The 15,884-nt window shown below is 66.8% G+C and carries 15 protein-coding genes and 3 pseudogenes; 2 read left to right on the top strand and 16 right to left on the bottom strand.

All coding sequences use genetic code 11. The features are described 5' to 3' along the window. Positions 1-8 precede the first annotated feature (8 nt). The 12 genes and pseudogenes from ASD47_RS00620 to ASD47_RS28060 form a co-directional block, all read right to left on the bottom strand. On the bottom strand, positions 9-656 hold the full coding sequence (locus tag ASD47_RS00620) for an OmpH family outer membrane protein (protein ID WP_056750114.1): 648 nt from the start codon (positions 654-656) through the stop codon (positions 9-11). 5 nt (positions 657-661) lie between these two features. Then, a complete protein-coding gene (gene bamA, locus ASD47_RS00615; protein WP_056750111.1) occupies positions 662-3,031 on the bottom strand; it encodes an outer membrane protein assembly factor BamA in 2,370 nt (789 codons plus the stop codon). Positions 3,032-3,060: 29 nt separating this feature from the next. Continuing rightward, positions 3,061-4,245, bottom strand: coding sequence for an RIP metalloprotease (locus tag ASD47_RS00610; RefSeq protein ID WP_235525700.1), 1,185 nt, complete (start codon positions 4,243-4,245; stop codon positions 3,061-3,063). A 41-nt stretch (positions 4,246-4,286) separates the two neighbouring features. Further along, positions 4,287-5,495 carry a 1-deoxy-D-xylulose-5-phosphate reductoisomerase gene (locus tag ASD47_RS00605; protein ID WP_056750106.1) on the bottom strand — a complete coding sequence of 403 codons (1,209 nt, stop codon included), beginning with the start codon at positions 5,493-5,495 and terminating at the stop codon, positions 4,287-4,289. Continuing rightward, positions 5,483-6,331 carry a phosphatidate cytidylyltransferase gene (locus ASD47_RS00600; protein ID WP_056750103.1) on the bottom strand — a complete coding sequence of 283 codons (849 nt, stop codon included), beginning with the start codon at positions 6,329-6,331 and terminating at the stop codon, positions 5,483-5,485. The genes ASD47_RS00605 and ASD47_RS00600 overlap by 13 nt, the downstream gene beginning before the upstream one ends. Continuing rightward, the gene (gene uppS, locus ASD47_RS00595) at positions 6,309-7,088 is read right to left on the bottom strand and encodes a polyprenyl diphosphate synthase (RefSeq protein ID WP_056750099.1); all 780 of its coding nucleotides are present in this window, start codon (positions 7,086-7,088) and stop codon (positions 6,309-6,311) included. The genes ASD47_RS00600 and uppS overlap by 23 nt, the downstream gene beginning before the upstream one ends. A gap of 44 nt (positions 7,089-7,132) precedes the next feature. Further along, a complete protein-coding gene (frr, locus tag ASD47_RS00590) occupies positions 7,133-7,699 on the bottom strand; it encodes a ribosome recycling factor (protein WP_056750097.1) in 567 nt (188 codons plus the stop codon). A 25-nt stretch (positions 7,700-7,724) separates the two neighbouring features. After that, entirely contained in the window at positions 7,725-8,462 is a 738-nt protein-coding gene (pyrH, locus tag ASD47_RS00585; protein ID WP_056750094.1) for a UMP kinase, read from the bottom strand. A 212-nt stretch (positions 8,463-8,674) separates the two neighbouring features. Next, positions 8,675-9,613 carry a translation elongation factor Ts gene (tsf, locus tag ASD47_RS00580; protein WP_056750091.1) on the bottom strand — a complete coding sequence of 313 codons (939 nt, stop codon included), beginning with the start codon at positions 9,611-9,613 and terminating at the stop codon, positions 8,675-8,677. Positions 9,614-9,775: 162 nt separating this feature from the next. Continuing rightward, entirely contained in the window at positions 9,776-10,690 is a 915-nt protein-coding gene (gene rpsB, locus ASD47_RS27330) for a 30S ribosomal protein S2 (RefSeq protein WP_056750088.1), read from the bottom strand. A gap of 206 nt (positions 10,691-10,896) precedes the next feature. Then, positions 10,897-11,031 carry a hypothetical protein gene (locus tag ASD47_RS27885; RefSeq protein WP_255355492.1) on the bottom strand — a complete coding sequence of 45 codons (135 nt, stop codon included), beginning with the start codon at positions 11,029-11,031 and terminating at the stop codon, positions 10,897-10,899. Positions 11,032-11,116: 85 nt separating this feature from the next. Continuing rightward, a pseudogene (locus ASD47_RS28060) lies at positions 11,117-11,419 on the bottom strand (GNAT family N-acetyltransferase); the annotation flags it as partial. A gap of 178 nt (positions 11,420-11,597) precedes the next feature. Here ASD47_RS28060 and ASD47_RS00570 point away from each other — a divergent pair. Further along, positions 11,598-12,248: a haloacid dehalogenase-like hydrolase gene (locus ASD47_RS00570; RefSeq protein WP_056750085.1), complete on the top strand. Its 651-nt coding sequence runs from the start codon at positions 11,598-11,600 to the stop codon at positions 12,246-12,248. A 65-nt stretch (positions 12,249-12,313) separates the two neighbouring features. Here the strand turns inward: ASD47_RS00570 and ASD47_RS00565 are convergent, their stop codons facing one another. Beyond that, the gene (locus tag ASD47_RS00565) at positions 12,314-12,877 is read right to left on the bottom strand and encodes a hypothetical protein (RefSeq protein WP_056750083.1); all 564 of its coding nucleotides are present in this window, start codon (positions 12,875-12,877) and stop codon (positions 12,314-12,316) included. A gap of 437 nt (positions 12,878-13,314) precedes the next feature. On the opposite strand from ASD47_RS00565, the pseudogene ASD47_RS25940 reads away from it, so the two are divergent. Then, a pseudogene (locus ASD47_RS25940) lies at positions 13,315-14,118 on the top strand (IS5 family transposase). Here ASD47_RS25940 and ASD47_RS25935 read toward each other — a convergent pair. From ASD47_RS25935 to ASD47_RS00540, 3 genes and pseudogenes are all read right to left on the bottom strand, one after another. Further along, positions 14,111-14,868: pseudogene (locus ASD47_RS25935) on the bottom strand (IS5 family transposase). The pseudogenes ASD47_RS25940 and ASD47_RS25935 sit on opposite strands and share 8 nt — an antisense overlap. Positions 14,869-14,936: 68 nt before the next feature. Further along, positions 14,937-15,287, bottom strand: coding sequence for a GFA family protein (locus tag ASD47_RS00545; RefSeq protein ID WP_056750077.1), 351 nt, complete (start codon positions 15,285-15,287; stop codon positions 14,937-14,939). A gap of 154 nt (positions 15,288-15,441) precedes the next feature. Further along, positions 15,442-15,774, bottom strand: coding sequence for a DUF5076 domain-containing protein (locus ASD47_RS00540; protein WP_056750073.1), 333 nt, complete (start codon positions 15,772-15,774; stop codon positions 15,442-15,444). Positions 15,775-15,884 lie beyond the last annotated feature (110 nt).

Below are 15,884 nucleotides of genomic sequence, written 5' to 3'. Positions count from 1 at the left end.
CGACTCGACTACTTCTTGGGAGTCGTCGGCTGGAGAGCTTGAGCCCCCGGAGCCGCTTGGTCCAGACGTTCGCGATCGAAGGTCAGGGTCTTGATCCGGGCGTCGACCGCGGCGACGACCGAGTCGGTGATGTCCATGGCCGGGTTGCCCAGCAGAACCGACTCCCGCTCGATCAGGATCGAGCAGGTCTTGGCCTGGTAGGCCTGGCGGATGGCCGGGTCCAGTTCCTGATAGACGCGGGCCAGTTGCTTCTGCTCGGTGGCCTCGACTTCGCGCTGGCGCAGCTGGCCCTTGCGCTGGAAGGCGTTGCCGCGCACCTGCAGGGCGGCGGCCTGCTGTTCGAGCGCGCTTTGGTCCAGGGTGGCGCGCTTGGCGTCCAACGCCTTGGCGTCGGTTTCCAGGCTGGTCCGCTCGGCGTTCAGTTCGGCGTTGACCTGCGAGATAATGGTCTTCAGGCGCGCGTCGACGGCCTTGCCCACCTGCGAGCGGGCGACGGCGCCTTGGCTCGAGAAGATGCAGACGCCGGCGATCGGCGCGCCGTGGGTGACCGGCGGCGCGGCCGGGGCGGTCGGAGGCGTGGCCTGGGCGAAGGCGCCCGACGCCGTGGCGAAAGCGGCCAGACCCGAAACGGTCGCGGCGAGGAACTTGGAGGTCATGCTGATTAGAACCTTGTGGAGGTGGAGAACCGGAAGGTTTCGGTCCTGTCGTAGTCTTCTTTAGCGAGAATATGGCTGAAATCGAACCGGATGGGCCCCATGGGGGACTTCCAGTCGATGCTCAGGCCAGCCGAAGCCCGCAAGCCCAGCCCGTCCTTGATCTTCGGATTGACCAGTCCGGCCTTGTCCAGCCGGTCGACGTCGTCCAACTGGCCGGCCGTGCCGAAGTCGGAGAACACCGCGGCCTTGATGCCGTACTGCTCGGGCAGGAACGTCGGGACCGTCAGCTCGAACGTGCCGATGGCGTAGAGCTTGGCGCCCAGGGAGTTGCTGCTCTGGTTGCCGTTGGTCGTGTCGCGCGGGCCGATGCCGGCGATCTCGAAGCCGCGGAACGAGCTGCCGCCCTTGTAGAAGCGGTCGTTGATGCGGATGTTGTCGCCGCCCCAGCCCTCGATATAGCCCGCCGAACCGACGGCGCTGAAGATGAAGTCCTTGTTGAAGCCCCAGTACCAGCCGGCGTCGGTCTCGGTCTTCAGATACTTGGTGTCGCCGCCGAAGCCGGCCAGGTCCTGGCTCAGGTCGGCGAACCAGCCGCGGGTCGGTTGGATCGGGTCGTTGCGCTTGTCGAGCCGCAGATTGTAGCCGATCAGCGAGGTGATGTACGAGCCGCGCTGCAGGCACAGGATGTCGGACACCTGGCCATTGGTGCAGAGGCTGTCCTCCACGCTCACCTTGTCCTGGCGGAGCTGGTAGCGCAGGCCCATTGAAGCGTTCTGGGTCAGCGGGAAGCCTAGGCGCAGCGTGCCGCCGGTCGATTCCGTATCGTAGGCGGCGTAGTCGCTCAGGTCGTACCGATACGAGTACAGATCCAGCCCCGCGCGCAGGTCACGGCCCAGGAAGCGCGGCTCGGTGAAGCCGAAGTCGATCTGCTGGCGCAGCGAACCGACGGAGACGCGGGCCCGCAGGTTCTGGCCGCGGCCGCGGAAGTTCCGTTCGGTGATGCCGACGTCCAGCACCAGCTTGTCGACCGAGCTGTAGCCGGCGCTGAACGACAGTTCGCCCGTCGGCTGCTCCTCGGTCTTGACCCGCAGGGTCGTGCGGTCCGGCTGAGCGCCGGGCACTTCCTCGATGTTGACGTCCTTGAAGAAGCCCAGGGCGCGGACGCGGTTCTTCGAGCGGTCGACCAGGACGCGGTTGTAGGCGTCGCCCTCGGCCACTTCCAGTTCGCGGCGCACCACGTAGTCCAGCGTGCGCGTGTTGCCGACGATGTCGATCCGGTCGACATAGACCCGCGGGCCTTCCCGCACCGAGAACACCACGTCCACGGTGTTGTTCTCGTGGTTGGGCACGTACCGCGGGCGCACGTCCACGAACGCGAAGCCGGCCGCGCCCGCCGCGAAGGTCAGGGCGTCGGTGGCCTGCTCGATCTTGTCGTCTTCGTACAGCTGGCCGGCGCGGATCGGCAGGATCTGGGCCAGCAGGTTGCCGTCAAGCTTCTTCAGTTCGGTCTCGACCGTGACCTTGCCGAACTTGTACTTGGGGCCTTCGTCGATCGTATAGGTGACCGCGAAGCCGTTCTTGTCGGTGGCCAGTTCGGCGACGGTGGCCACCACGCGGAAGTCGAAATAGCCGCGATTGCGGTAGAACTTGCGCAGCTGCTCGCGGTCGTACTCGATCCGGTCCGGATCGTAGTTGTCGTTGCTGGTCAGGAACTTGTACCAGTGCGACTCCTTGGTGACGATGACGTCCTTCAGGTCGTTGTCCGAATATTCGACATTGCCCAGGAAGTTGACGCCGAGCACGCCGCTCTTGGGGCCTTCGCTGATCTCGAACACCAGGTCGACGCGCTTCTGCGGCAGCTCGACCACCTTGGGCGTCACGGTCGCCGAGATGCGGCCCGAGCGCCGATACAGCTCGATGATGCGCTGGACGTCGGCCTGGACCTTGGCGCGGGTGAAGATGCCGCGCGGACGGATCTGCACCTCGTCCTTCAGCTTGTCTTCCTTGAGCGCCGAGTTCCCCTCGAAGACCACCTGGTTGATGATCGGGTTCTCGACGACCTTGACGATCAGGTCGCCGCCTTGCAGCTCGATCTTGACGTCGGCGAACAGGTCGGTGCGCGCCAGGGTCTTCAGCGCCAGGTCGAGGCGCTGGGGATCGACGGTCTCGCCCGGCTGGATCGGCAGGTAGGACAGCACGGTCCCCTGCTCGATCCGCTCGTTGCCCTGCACCACGATGCGCTGGACCACGCCCGTAGTCTGGGCCTGGGCCAGGGCCGCCTGCGGCGCCGTGAGGGCCGTGGAACCGAGAAGGAGCGCAACGCCGGTGGCGAACGCGGCGCTGTGGGCGCGAATTTTGCTCATGGGACCAATCATGGACGGACGGCCGGGCTCACGCGAACAGGTCACGAGAACAGGCCGCCAATGAATTTGAACACGTCGTAGCGGTGAAGATCGTTCCAGGCCGCGAACAGCATGAAACCAAGGATCAAGGCAAGCCCCGCTCTGAAGCCGGCGGCCTGGAACTCGGCCTTCAGCGGTCGCTTGGCGATCGCCTCGTAGGCGTACATCAGCAAATGGCCGCCATCGAGCACCGGTATGGGCAGCAGGTTCATGAAGCCGATGCTGACCGACAGGGTGGCGACCATGATCATCTGGCCGACGAAGAAACGCAGCAGCAGCGTCTGGATGTCGGGCGCATCGACCGTGGTGGCCGAGGCCATGGCGCCGACAGCATGGCCGATGCCGATCACGCCGCTGATCTGGTCGGCCGAGATCTGCCCCGTGACCAGGCGTCCGAGGTAAAAGCCGATGGTGCTGATCTGGTCCCAGACCTGCACGGTGGCGTCGGGAATGGCGCGCCAGATCGACGAGCGATAGTGGTAGGGGCGGCTGGTGTTGCCGATGCCCAGTTGGCCGATCTTCATACGGCCGTTGATCTTGTCGACGACCTCGACCTGGACCGGGGTGGCCACGAGATGCAGGGTCTGATCGCCACGCTCGACCGTGAAGTCGATGGGCAGACGCGCCCGGAGCATGACATAGCCCTTCAGCTCTTCGAAGGTCTTGATCCGACGACCATCGGCCTTGGTGATCAAATCGCCGGGCCTGAACCCGGCCGCGGCGGCCGGGCTATTTGCCGGAATCGTCTCGATTGTCGCCGGATGGCGATATTCGCCCAGGGTCACCATGAAGACGGCGAACACGGCGATCGCCAGCAGGAAATTGGCCACGGGACCGGCGACGGCGATGATCGCGCGCTGCCAGACGGGTTTGAAGTGGTAGTAGCGCGAAACGGCCGCCTCGCCTTCGCGGCTGGCGATCTCGCGCTTGAGGACCGCCAGGTCGCTGCCGTCCGGCACGCTGGCGGCGTTGTCGTCGCCGGAGAATCGCACATAGCCGCCCAGGGGGATCGAGGCGATCCGCCATTCGACGCCGGTCTTGTCGCGCCACGCCACGATCTTGGGGCCAAAGCCGATCGAGAAGCAGTCGATCGCCACGCCACAGGCTCGCGCGGCCCAGAAATGGCCGAGCTCGTGCACTGTCACGACGACGGACAGCACGAACACGAACGCAAGAAGGCCCGTCAAAAACCCGATCATAAGGTGGCGCCCAACTCCCCGGTCAGTCTCTAGATACGATTCTGGCCGACAACCTCGGCCGCAATGCGGCGAGCCGAAGCGTCGGTCATCATCGCGCTGTCGAGGGCGTCGCCGACGCTGTCGGCGAGCTCGCCCAGGCCGTTCATGCGCTCAAGTGTCCCCGCCACCGCGCGCGCAATATCCAGAAAGCCGATCTGGCGGTCAAGGAAGGCCGCGACGGCCACCTCGTTGGCGGCGTTCATGGCGGCCGGCGCGCCGCCGCCCAGACGCAGGGCTTCGCGGGCGATGGCGATCGACGGGAAGCGGTCCAGGTCCGGCGCCTCGAAGGTCAGCTGGCCATAGGCGGCCAGGTCCAGGGGCTTGGCCGGCCATGAAAGGCGCTGGGGCCAGGAGAAGGCGCAGGAGATCGGACTGCGCATGTCCGGCGGACCCAATTGAGCCAGGGTCGAGCCGTCGGCGTATTCGACCAGGCTGTGGATCACGGACTGTGGGTGGATCACGACGTCGATGCGCTCTTGCGGAGTGTCGAACAGGTAGGACGCCTCGATCATCTCGAGGCCCTTGTTCATCATCGTCGCGGAATCGACCGAAATCTTGGCGCCCATCGACCAGTTCGGATGGGCCACCGCCTGTTCCGGCGTGGCCTTGGCCATGGCGGCCTTGTCCCAGGTGCGGAAGGGTCCGCCCGAGGCCGTCAGGATCAGGCGCGATACCTGGTCGATACAGTCGCGCTGCAGCRCCTGGAAGATCGCCGAGTGCTCGGAATCGACGGGAATCACCGAGCCGCCGGCCTCGTGGGCGATGGCCAGCAGGGCCGGACCGGCGCAGACCAGGCTTTCCTTGTTGGCCAGGGCGATGACCGCGCCCGTGCGGGCCGCGGCCAGGGTCGGGGCCAGGCCCGCCGCGCCGACGATGGCCGACATCACCCAGTCCGCCCCCATGGCGGCGGCCTCGGAGACCGCGGCGGCCCCGGCGGCGGCCCGGACGCCCGAACCCGCCAGGCGCTCGCGCAGCTCCGGCAGGCAAGTTTCGTCGTCGATGACCGCGACCTGGGGCTTCCAGCGCAGGGCCTGCTGCGCTAGCTTCTCGACGTTGCGGCCGGCGGTCAGGGCCAGGATCTCGACGCCAACGTCGGCCTGTTCGAACAGGTCCAGCGTCGAAACGCCGATGGACCCCGTCGACCCCAGCACCACGACCTTGCGGGCCACGCCCGGGCGAGGGTGAGTCAAGGCAGCCATCCCCATTGGTCGAGCAGCCGCGCGCCGGCGACCACGATCGCCGCGAACATCAGGCCGTCGACGCGGTCCAGCATGCCGCCGTGGCCGGGGATCAGGTCGCCCGAATCCTTCACGCCGAACCGGCGCTTCAGCATGGATTCCCACAGGTCGCCCGCCATGGTGGCCAGGCCGCCCAGCAGGCCGATCGCGGCCGCCACGGGCCAGGCCAGGTGCAGGTCCGGCAACGCAGGCAGCGCCTGGGACAGGGCCACGATGCCCACCGCCCCCAGAGAGGCGGCGACCAGCCCGCCGAAGAAGCCCGACCAGGTCTTGTTGGGCGAATAGCGCGGCCAAAGCTTGGGCCCCTTCAGCAGACTGCCCGTCGCGAAGGCGAAGATGTCGGCGAACCAGGTGACGGTGAACATCAGCAGAGTCCAGGACAGGCCCGCCTCCATCCGGCGCAGCCAGATCATCGCGATCACCGCCGGCGCGATATAGATCACCCCATAGGCCGCGTCGGCCCGCCGCTCGACCGCGCCGCGGGCCATCAGGGCGGCGGCCACGGCCCCGACGATCACCACGGGCCAGGTGATGTAGTAGTGGCCGCGGAAGGCGACGATCACCGAGATCGCCACGGCCGCGCCGATCGCCAAGGCCACGCCCAGCACGGCCCGCCGGGCGCTCATCTCGGCCCACTCGCGGGCCAGCAGCGCCACCCCCACCAGGATCAGGCCCAGGTACCAGACGTCGCCGAACCAGACGGCGGCCACGACCGTAGGCACCAGCACCGTGGCCGAGGCGACACGGATCCGCAGGTTGCTCCAGTTGAAACGTTTAGCCGGCGACGGCGACGTCATCGACGGCGATACCTCCATAGCGACGGTCGCGGCTGCGATATTCCGTCAACGCGGCGGCCAGGTGTTCGGGCCCATAGTCCGGCCAAAGAACATCCTGATACACGAGTTCGGCGTAGGCGCATTCCCAAAGCAGGAAGTTCGAGATCCGCTGCTCACCGCTGGTGCGCACGATGACGTCCGGGGCCGGAGCCCCCGCCGTCGACAGGTGTCGCTCGAACAGCGCCTCGTCCAGGTCGGCGGCCCGCGCTTCGCCGCGCTCCACCGCCTCGGCGAAGGCGCGCGCGGCGTCGGCGATGTCGGCCCGGCCGCCATAGTTGAACGCCACCTGCAGCAGGAAGGCGTCGTTATGGCTGGTGCGGCTCTCGGCCCGCTCGATCACGGCCAGCACGTCGGCGGCCAGTCCCGTGCGGCGACCGATGATCCGGACTTTCACGCCCTCGCGGGCCAACCGGTCGATATCGGACTCCAGATAGGCCTTCAGCAGGCCCATCAGTTCCGACACCTCCTGCGGCGGACGGCTCCAGTTCTCGGTGGAAAAGCCGAACACCGTCATCACGCCCACGCCCAAGGCGGCGGCGCCTTCGACGGTCCGCTTCAGGGCGTTGACGCCGGCGCGATGGCCCAGGACGCGCGGCAGGTTGCGCCGCTTCGCCCAACGGCCGTTGCCGTCCATGATGATGGCCACATGCAACGGCCGCCCCGACTTGGCGCCCCCGGCGCGCGTCGAGACATCCTGCAGGCCGGTCGTCGGCGCCATGCGCTTCARCCTTCCCTCATCTCCCCCCACAACGCAGGTCGATGCTAAACCTGCATGATCTCTTGTTCCTTAGTTTTCAAGGCCTCGTCGACCTGCTTGATGGCCGCGTCGGTCATCTTCTGGACCTCGGTCTCCATCTTCTTCAGCTCGTCCTCGCTGATGACGGACGCCTTTTCGGCCTTCTTGAGGTCGTCATTGGCGTCGCGACGGATGTTGCGGACGGCCACCTTCTGGGCTTCGGCGTACTTGCCGGCCACCTTGACCAAGTCCTTGCGGCGCTCTTCGGTCAGCGGCGGAATCGGAATGCGCAGGTTGTTGCCCTCGACCACCGGGTTGAGGCCCAGGTCCGAGTTGCGAACCGCTTTCTCGACGGCCGAGACGACGCCCTTGTCCCAGATGTTGACGTTGATCTGGCGCGGCTCGGGGACGCTGATCGAGGCGACGGTGTTGAGTTGCACCATCGAACCGTAGGCGTTGACCATGATCTGGTCGAGAAGGCCCGCGGACGCGCGACCGGTGCGCAGGCCAGCGAAGTCTTCCTTCAGGGATAGCACGGCTTTTTCCATGCGGTCCTTGTAGCGGGACAGGACGGGTTTTTCGGCGGTGGCCATGGCTTGGGCTCTCTTCGCTGGGAAATTAAGCGGCGCGGACGCCGGAGACGACGGTGTGAGTCCCCTGCCCCTTGAGGACGTTCAGCAGGTTGCCGCGTCCCTTGATGGAGAAGACCACGATCGGGATGTTGTTGTCGCGCATCAGGGCCACGGCCGAGGCGTCCATCACCCGCAGGTCCTTGGCCAGCACGTCCATGTAGTCGAGGGTGTCGTAGCGCTTGGCTTGCGGATCCTTCTTGGGATCGGCGCTGTAGATGCCGTCGACGCTAGTCCCTTTGAACAGGGCGTCACATTGCATTTCGGCGGCGCGCAGGGCCGCGGCGGTGTCGGTGGTGAAGAACGGATTGCCGGTGCCGGCGGCGAAGATCACCACCCTGCCCTTCTCCAGGTGCCGCTGGGCGCGGCGGCGGATGTAGGGCTCGCAGACCGTGGCCATCGGGATGGCCGACTGCACGCGGGTGGAGACGCCGATGCGCTCCAGGGCGTCCTGCATGGCCAGGGCGTTCATGACCGTAGCCAACATGCCCATGTAGTCGGCGCTTGAGCGCTCCATGCCCTTGGCCGCGCCGGCCATGCCGCGGAAGATGTTGCCGCCGCCGATCACCAGGCACAGCTCGACGCCGGACTGGACGATCTCGCGGATGTCCTCGGCCACCGATTCGACGGTCTTGGTGTCGATGCCGTAGGGCGTGTCGCCCATCAACACCTCGCCCGAAACCTTCAGAAGCACGCGGCGGTAGGGTCTGTGCTGGGGTTCGGACATGCGGGAGGCTCTTCCTGAGTCGTCGGGACGCAACATAGTGCGCGTTCCGGAAAAGTGGGATCGGTTTTCCGGGCTCAAACCGGCCAGATCGCGTGCAGGTGCGCGACCGGGGCGCAAAAAAGGCGCGGCGCGCGCTCGATGCGCGCCGCGCCTTTCATAGGCGGTCGAATCCGACACCCCTTTCCGAAGAACGGGAAGGCGTCGGAAAAGACTTAGGCCTGGCCAGCCATGGCGGCGACTTCGGCGGCGAAATCGCCTTCCGGAGCCTTTTCAACGCCTTCACCCAGGGCCAGGCGAACGAAGCCCTTCACGGTGAGCGGCGAGCCCAGTTCCTTGCCGGTTTCGGCGACCAGTTGCTCGACGGTCTGGTCCGGGTTCATGACGAAGGCCTGCTTCAGCAGCACGACTTCTTCCAGGAACTTGCGGATGCGGCCTTCGACCATCTTCTCGACGACGGCCGGGGGCTTGCCCGACTCCAGCGCCTGCGCGGTGAAGATCTGGCGCTCCTTCTCGATGGCGGCCTGGTCCAGGTCGTCCGGCGACAGCGACAGCGGGGCGGTCGCGGCCACGTGCATGGCGATCTTGCGGCCCAGCTCCAGGATCTTGGCCTGGTCGCCGGCGCCTTCGATGGCCACCAGCACGCCGATGCGGCCCAGGTCTGGGGCGGTGGCGTTGTGGATGTAGGACGACACCGCGCCCTGGGCGACCGAGAACTTGGCCGAACGGCGCAGGACCATGTTCTCGCCGATGGTGGCGATCAGGTTGGTCAGCGTATCCGCCACGACGTCGCCGTCGGCGGTCTTGGCCGCGTTGATGGCGTCCACGCCGTCGTTGTCCAGGCCGACGGCCGCGATCTTGCGGACGGCGTTCTGGAACAGCTCGTTGCGACCCAGGAAGTCGGTCTCGGCGTTCACTTCCACCGCGGCGGCGGTCATGCCGGCGCCGTCGTTGCGGACGGCGATGCCGACGAGGCCTTCAGCGGCGACGCGGTCGGCCTTCTTGGCGGCCTTGGACAGGCCCTTTTCGCGCAGCCAGTCGATGGACGCGTCGATGTCGCCGTTGTTTTCGACCAGGGCCTTCTTGCAGTCCATCATGCCGACGCCGGACTTTTCGCGCAGCTCTTTCACCAGCGCAGCGGTCACTTCAGCCATGAGTTCCTCCATTGAAACGTCAGAGCGCTTCCAACCGCGACCAGGACCGGTCCGGCGGGGAAACGCGTGAAACAAAATTACGACCGGGCTTGATAGCCCGGTCGCATGTCAGGTTCACGAAGACCGGACCGGGACCGAAATCCCGATCCGGTGATCGGAAAATCAGCTCGCGGCCGGCTCTTCGGCGACGGCTTCGATCGCTTCGGCGGTCGCTTCTTGAGCGGCTTCCGGAGCAGCGGCGGCTTCAAACGCAGCTTCCTGAGCAGCGACTTCGGCGGGAGCAACTTCCGGAGCAGCGGCTTCAGCCACCGGTTCCGGCGTCAGTTCGCGAGCCAGGGTCGGCTCGATCGGAGCGATCGAGGCGCCCAGGTCGACGCCCGAGTTGGCTTGGCCGGCGGCCAGGCCGTCCAGAACGGCGTCGGCGATCAGGTCGCAGTACAGCTGCAGCGCGCGGGCGGCGTCGTCGTTACCCGGGATCGGATAGGTGATGCCGTCCGGATCGCAGTTGGTGTCGAGGATGGCGACGACCGGGATGTTCAGCTTGCGGGCCTCGAGGATCGCGATCGCTTCCTTGTTGGTGTCGATCACGAACATGATGTCGGGGATGCCGCCCATGTCCTTGATGCCGCCCAGCGACAGCTCCAGCTTGTCGCGCTCGCGGGTCAGCTGCAGCAGTTCCTTCTTGGAACGGCCTTGGCCTTCGCCGGCCAGAACGCCTTCCAACTCGCGCAGACGCGCGATCGAGCCCGAGACGGTGCGCCAGTTGGTCAGGGTGCCGCCGAGCCAGCGGTGGTTGACATAGTACTGGGCGCAGCGCTTGGCGGCGGTGGCGACCGGGTCGCTGGCCTGGCGCTTGGTGCCGACGAACAGCACGCGGCCGCCGGCGGCGGCGACCTCACGCACCTTCACCAGGGCCTGGTGCAGGAGCGGAATCGACTGCGACAGGTCGATGATGTGGATGTTCGAACGCGAACCAAAGATGTAGCGGTCCATCTTCGGGTTCCAGCGGTGCGTCTGGTGGCCGAAGTGGGCGCCAGCTTCCAAGAGCTGACGCATGGAGAATTCGGGAAGCGCCATGATAGGTCTCCTTCTTCCGGTTGAACCTCCGTGGACACCCCCGCTCCGACGATTCGGACCGGGACCGGAACGGTAACGACGGGATGTCTCCCCGGCGTCGCCGCACGTCCACGTGTGGAATGGCCGCGCAAATAGGCGTGAACGGACCAAAAAGCAAGCCCTTAGGCGCCAGAACCTTGCCGTTTTGACCGCCCGGCCCGGCAAGGTCATGCCGCCGTTGCACCGCCTGCCAGCCGGCTCAGGCGGTAGAGCGCGCAGCGTTCTCCCGCATGAACCACCTCGTGCTCGAACGTGAACCCCGCCCGCTCCAGCACCCGGCGCGAGGCGCCGTGATCGATCATGACCACCCCGACGAGGGACGGCAGGGCCAGTCGCCCGAGGGCATGCCCGACCAGCCTCTCCGTGATCTCGCCGGCATAGTCCCCGCCCCCAGGCGTCGCGCGCCAGGGCGTAGGCGATCTCGATCTCCTGGACGCCGCCCACTATCAAAGGTCGGATCCCCGCGCGACCCACGAAGGCGCCGTCGGGCGAGCGCCAGATCCACAGTCCAAAGCCGTGGCGGTTCCAATGGATCAGATAGGCCGCGAGATGGGCCTTTGTCGCCTCCGCCGACCGGATCCCGCCCAGATAGCGCGAGACGTCTGGATCAAGGTGCAGGGCGACTAGGTCGGGCAAGTCCCGCTCGTCCGGGCGCTCGGCGATCAGACGAGCGGTCAAGAGACGGTCCATCAGGCCGCATGTCCTTCGCATGGCGCCTTCGATCGGCGCAGGCCCACAAATGAACCTGATCTGTCCACAGGCGAACCGCAATCGTCACGCGTTTCTGACACAGAGGGCGTGTCTGATGGGTCAGGTCCGACGGCTGCGTGGGAGCCGCTCGTCCGGCCGTAATGGGTGGAGGAGGCTCATGCTCGCGGTTTTCGATCTGGACGGCACCCTGCTCGACAGCGACTCCACGGCGGTGTGGTTGTGGGACCGGGCCCGCCGCTCCGTTCCCCGCCTGCTGGCCACCCTGCTGGTCTCGCCGGTCGCCATCCCGATGGTGATCGCGCCCTGCACCCGCCGGGCCGGGGCTTCCATCCTGCTGTGGATCGCCACGGCCGGGCTGGACGAGCGGGCGCTGCGGAAATCCTGCGCCGATTTCGCCGCCCGCTTCCATGCCGACGCCCTGCCGCTCGCCTGGCGCGGCCAGGGGGTCGAGACCCTCGACGCCCACCTCGCCGGCGGCGATGAGGTCGTCATCGTCACCGCCGCGCCGACCGTCCTGGCCCAAGCTCTGATCACCCCTCTGGGCCGGCCGATCGTCGTCTTGGGCACCTCGCTCAAGCGTCAGGCCGGCGGCTGGGTGGCCGACGTTCATTGCCGCCACCAGCGCAAGTGCCAGGCCCTGGCCGAGGCCGGCCATGGCCCGCGTTGGGCCTACGCCTATACCGACAGCCTCGACGACCTGCCGCTGCTCCGCGGGGCCGACGCGCCGATGATCGTCGGCTGCGGCAAGGCCGCCAAGCGCCGTCTCGGCCGAGCCCGCCTGCCCAACGGCCGCGCCATGGCGTGGTAGGGATCCCCTTGCCGTTCGCCAGCGGCGCGCGGCTCTCTTGAGCTAGGGACGCGCGAAGTCCCTGCTCAACGGCGAGTGTCGACGGCGATCCAGTTCACTTCCCAGTTGACCCCGCCGTCATCCGAAAACGCCTGCTCGAAGCGCGCGGAGTTTGCGGTGACGTCGGAGATGATGAAGCGCACCAGGATGGCCCGGCCGCCCAAGCTGTCCTGTCCGTAGAAGACGCCGCGACCCTCCTTGAACTGGCCGTAGACCGGCCGGGTGAGCACCCCGCCGCCGGCGAAGTTGAGGCTCCACTGCTGGGCGTCCGGGTCGTACAGGCGCAGGGACAGGCCCTCGATCCGGCCGGCCGCCCCCTTGACCTTCAGTTCGACCAGATTGGCGCTGCCGTCCAGCACCGGTCGGACAACGGTCACCCCCTCGTACTCGACCCAGGCGTTCGACCCGGTCAGGGGATGCTGGAGGCGGGACAGGCGCGTCGTCCATTCACCGATCTCCCAGTCAAAATCCCGCTGGCCGTCCTGGCTCTTCGCCGCGACCGCGGAGGACGGCTGCGCGGCGATGGCCAGCGGCGGCCCGCCGAGCAAAAGCGCCAGGGCTGCACCGACCGCCTTCAAGCTGTGGATCATGCCGCCCTCCAAGCGCCTCGCGATGAACAGCAATAGAGCGCAGGAGGGGCCATGGAGTCTCGCTGCGGACGCAGCGGACCGTGCGTTCCTTCCACTGGCCGCCAAACGCGAGGGCTCCGGGCCTGCCGGACAGGCCTTCGCCCGTGATCCCGGCCGTTCTCCCCTTCCTTGGACCCACCACCTCGCCCTCACCGCCGGGTCGATCGCCGTTGACGCCTTCGATAGCCCGCTAGCGCCGGTGGACGGTGGACGGTGGACGGTGGACGGCCTTGGGCCGAATTCCTCGTCCTTCGACAAGCTCAGGATGAGGAATGGCGCAGCTTGCTCTAGGTCCCGCCTTCGCGCCGCTTTTTCCGCGCGATGCTCTAGGAGCTGTGGACTCTAAGAATTCCGGCGGCTCCAAATCGTGATTCAAGACTGTCTTTTAGGAGGCGGTCTTGGGTGTGATGGATCGTTTGGTGCTGAGCGACGCCGATTGGGACCGCATGTCGGGCCTGATCATCGGTCGTCCTGACCAGAAGGGCTCGACGGGCCGTGACAACCGGCTGTTCGTCGAGGGCGTGTTGTGGATCGTGCGCACGGGTTCGCCCTGGCGCGACCTTCCCGAGGCGTTCGGCGATTGGAACAGCGCCTTTCGACGGTTCAGTCGCTGGAGCCAGAAGGGCGTCTGGCGACGGATCTTCGAAGCGATGTCGGGCGATCCCGACTTCGAATACCTGATTGTCGACTCCACCATCGTTCGCGCCCACCAGCACGCTAGCGGGGCCAAAAAAGGGGGTCTGAAGATCAAGCCTTTGGACGTTCCCGCGGTGGCCTGAGCACCAAGGTCCACATGGCCGTGCGGGACTTGGCCTGCCCGTCCGGTTCATCCTGACCGCCGGACACCGGGGCGACACACCCCAGGCCGCCGCCTTGATCCAAGGCCTGCACGCCCGCGTCGTCATGGCCGACACCGCCTACGACGCTGACCATCTGCGCCAAGCCATCGCCGCCAAGGGCGCGCTCGCGGTCATTCCCAACAACCCCTCGCGCGCCAGCAAGCATCCGCTCGACAAGCACCTCTACGCCCAACGCCACCTGGTCCAATGCTGCTTCAGCCGCCTCAAGCAGTTCCGGCGCGTCGCCACACGCTTCGAGAAGACGCCAGGAACTACCTCGCCGTCCTACACCTCGCCGCCGCCGTGCTCTGGGGCGGTAAGTGTCCACAGCTCCTAGGCTGCGGTGACGATTTAGCTATTTGAGCCAGAGCATGATGGCGCCCGGGGTGACGAAGCCCATGAAGGTGGCCGCCAGCTCGTCGTCTCGCGTGGCGATGCGTCGGAAGTACTTGATGCGGCTGAAGAAGCGTTCGACGCGGTTTCGCTCCTTGTCGAGCGCGGTCATAGGCGTGCTGTCGCTCGCGATGGCGACGGGGCGGCACGACGGGGTCGCCGCCCTGCTGGATGATCTTCAGATACGGCCGATCGGCGTCATAGGCCTTGTCGGCCAGGACGTACCGGGCGGCCACGCCGTCGATCAGGTCGCAGGCGGGCGCCATGTCGTTCTTATGGCTTGGCCCCAGAATGATGCGGACCGGCAGGCCCAAGGCGTCTACGCAGACGTGGATCTTGGTTCCGAAGCCGCCGCGCCAGCGGCCAAGCGCCTGGGCGTGCGGTCCCCCTTTTTCGCCGCGCGCCGGCGGCTTGGACGTCGGCGCGGATCAGGCTAGCGTCCAGCATCGTCCATTCCAGATCGGGCTCGGCCGCCACCGCCTCGAACAACCGGTTGAGCACGCCCATCTCGATCCGGCGGCAATAGCGTCGCTTGGCCGTCTGATAGGGCCCAACTCGCCCGGGCAGATCACGCCACCGCCAACCTGAGCGCGCCATCCGCAACAGCGCGTCCGCGAACAACCGGCCGTTGCTGCGCGGCCCGCGCTTGCCCTTGCGGCCGCCCGGCACGAACGGTTGGATCCGCGCCCATTGATCGTCCCGAACAACCTCGCCTTCCAACGCCGCCTCCAAAAAGCAGCGTTGAATCAGAACCTCGGGCCGTCGGAATCCCAAATCGTCACCACAGCCTAGAGCGACTTGCCGTCGAACCGGTGGGGTTCCAGCGCGAAGACGTCCACGTCGTCCAGGGTGCGCACATTGATCGCCGCCATCTCGGCCCCGTCCGGCCCGACACCGCGGCCGAAGGATTGGATTCCGCAGGTCTTGCAGAACAGGTGCGAGATCTTGTGGCTGTTGAAGCGGTATTCAGTCAGGGAGTCCTGGCCCTGCTTCAGCTCGAACGCCGAGGCGGGGGCGAAGGCCAGCACCGACCCCAGCTTGCCGCATCGCGAGCAGTTGCAGGCGATCAGCTTGTCGAGTTCGAGCTCGACCGCATAGCGCACCGCGCCGCACTGGCAGCCGCCTTCATGTCTGGCCATGAGAATTTCCTTTCGAAAACTGATGGGATCCGCGCGCTTCAGGCCCAAGAGACGCGCACGAAAACCTTGGGGGCCGACAAGGATGCCGCCCCTGCCCCAAATCCCTCCGTCCGGTGTTGACGGCCAACGACAAAGCCGAGCCCAAGCCCGACGCCTACGCCGCCATCACCTCGTCAGCTCGCCTCCACGCCCCATTCGCCCTACGCGCGGATGTGGGCGAAGCCACCTCCGCGTTGAAACGGTCGGCCAGCGCGTCCAGCAAGTCCGCCCGAGACCCCATGCCCGCGGCGCTCAGCGCATCGGCGATATGTCCCGCCATGTCGGCCAGGATGATGGCCCAGGCTCTGGTCTCTCCTGACGCACCATCGTCGGCATAGAGGCCCACCCTCGGGGAGCAGTGCAGCCCCCGCTCGGCGATCCAGACCCGGGCCAGTTCCAGGGCCTCAGCGTCGCGCAGCGCCGCCGGCGGAATTCCAAGTACGTTCATCAGACCCCCACGTCTGGAAATCCAGACTCGAACCGGCAGCCTGGGCGCCCACGCCTCGTGCTCGAAACAAGGCGGCCGGTCCCGGCGATGACAAGGTTCTCCCGCCTTCG

The sequence above is a fragment of the Caulobacter sp. Root1472 genome (assembly GCF_001426985.1).
GTDB classification, from domain to species: Bacteria; Pseudomonadota; Alphaproteobacteria; order Caulobacterales; family Caulobacteraceae; genus Caulobacter; species Caulobacter rhizosphaerae.
The sequence above is the reverse complement of the archived record's forward strand: the minus strand, read 5'-3'. Positions and strand labels throughout refer to the sequence as shown.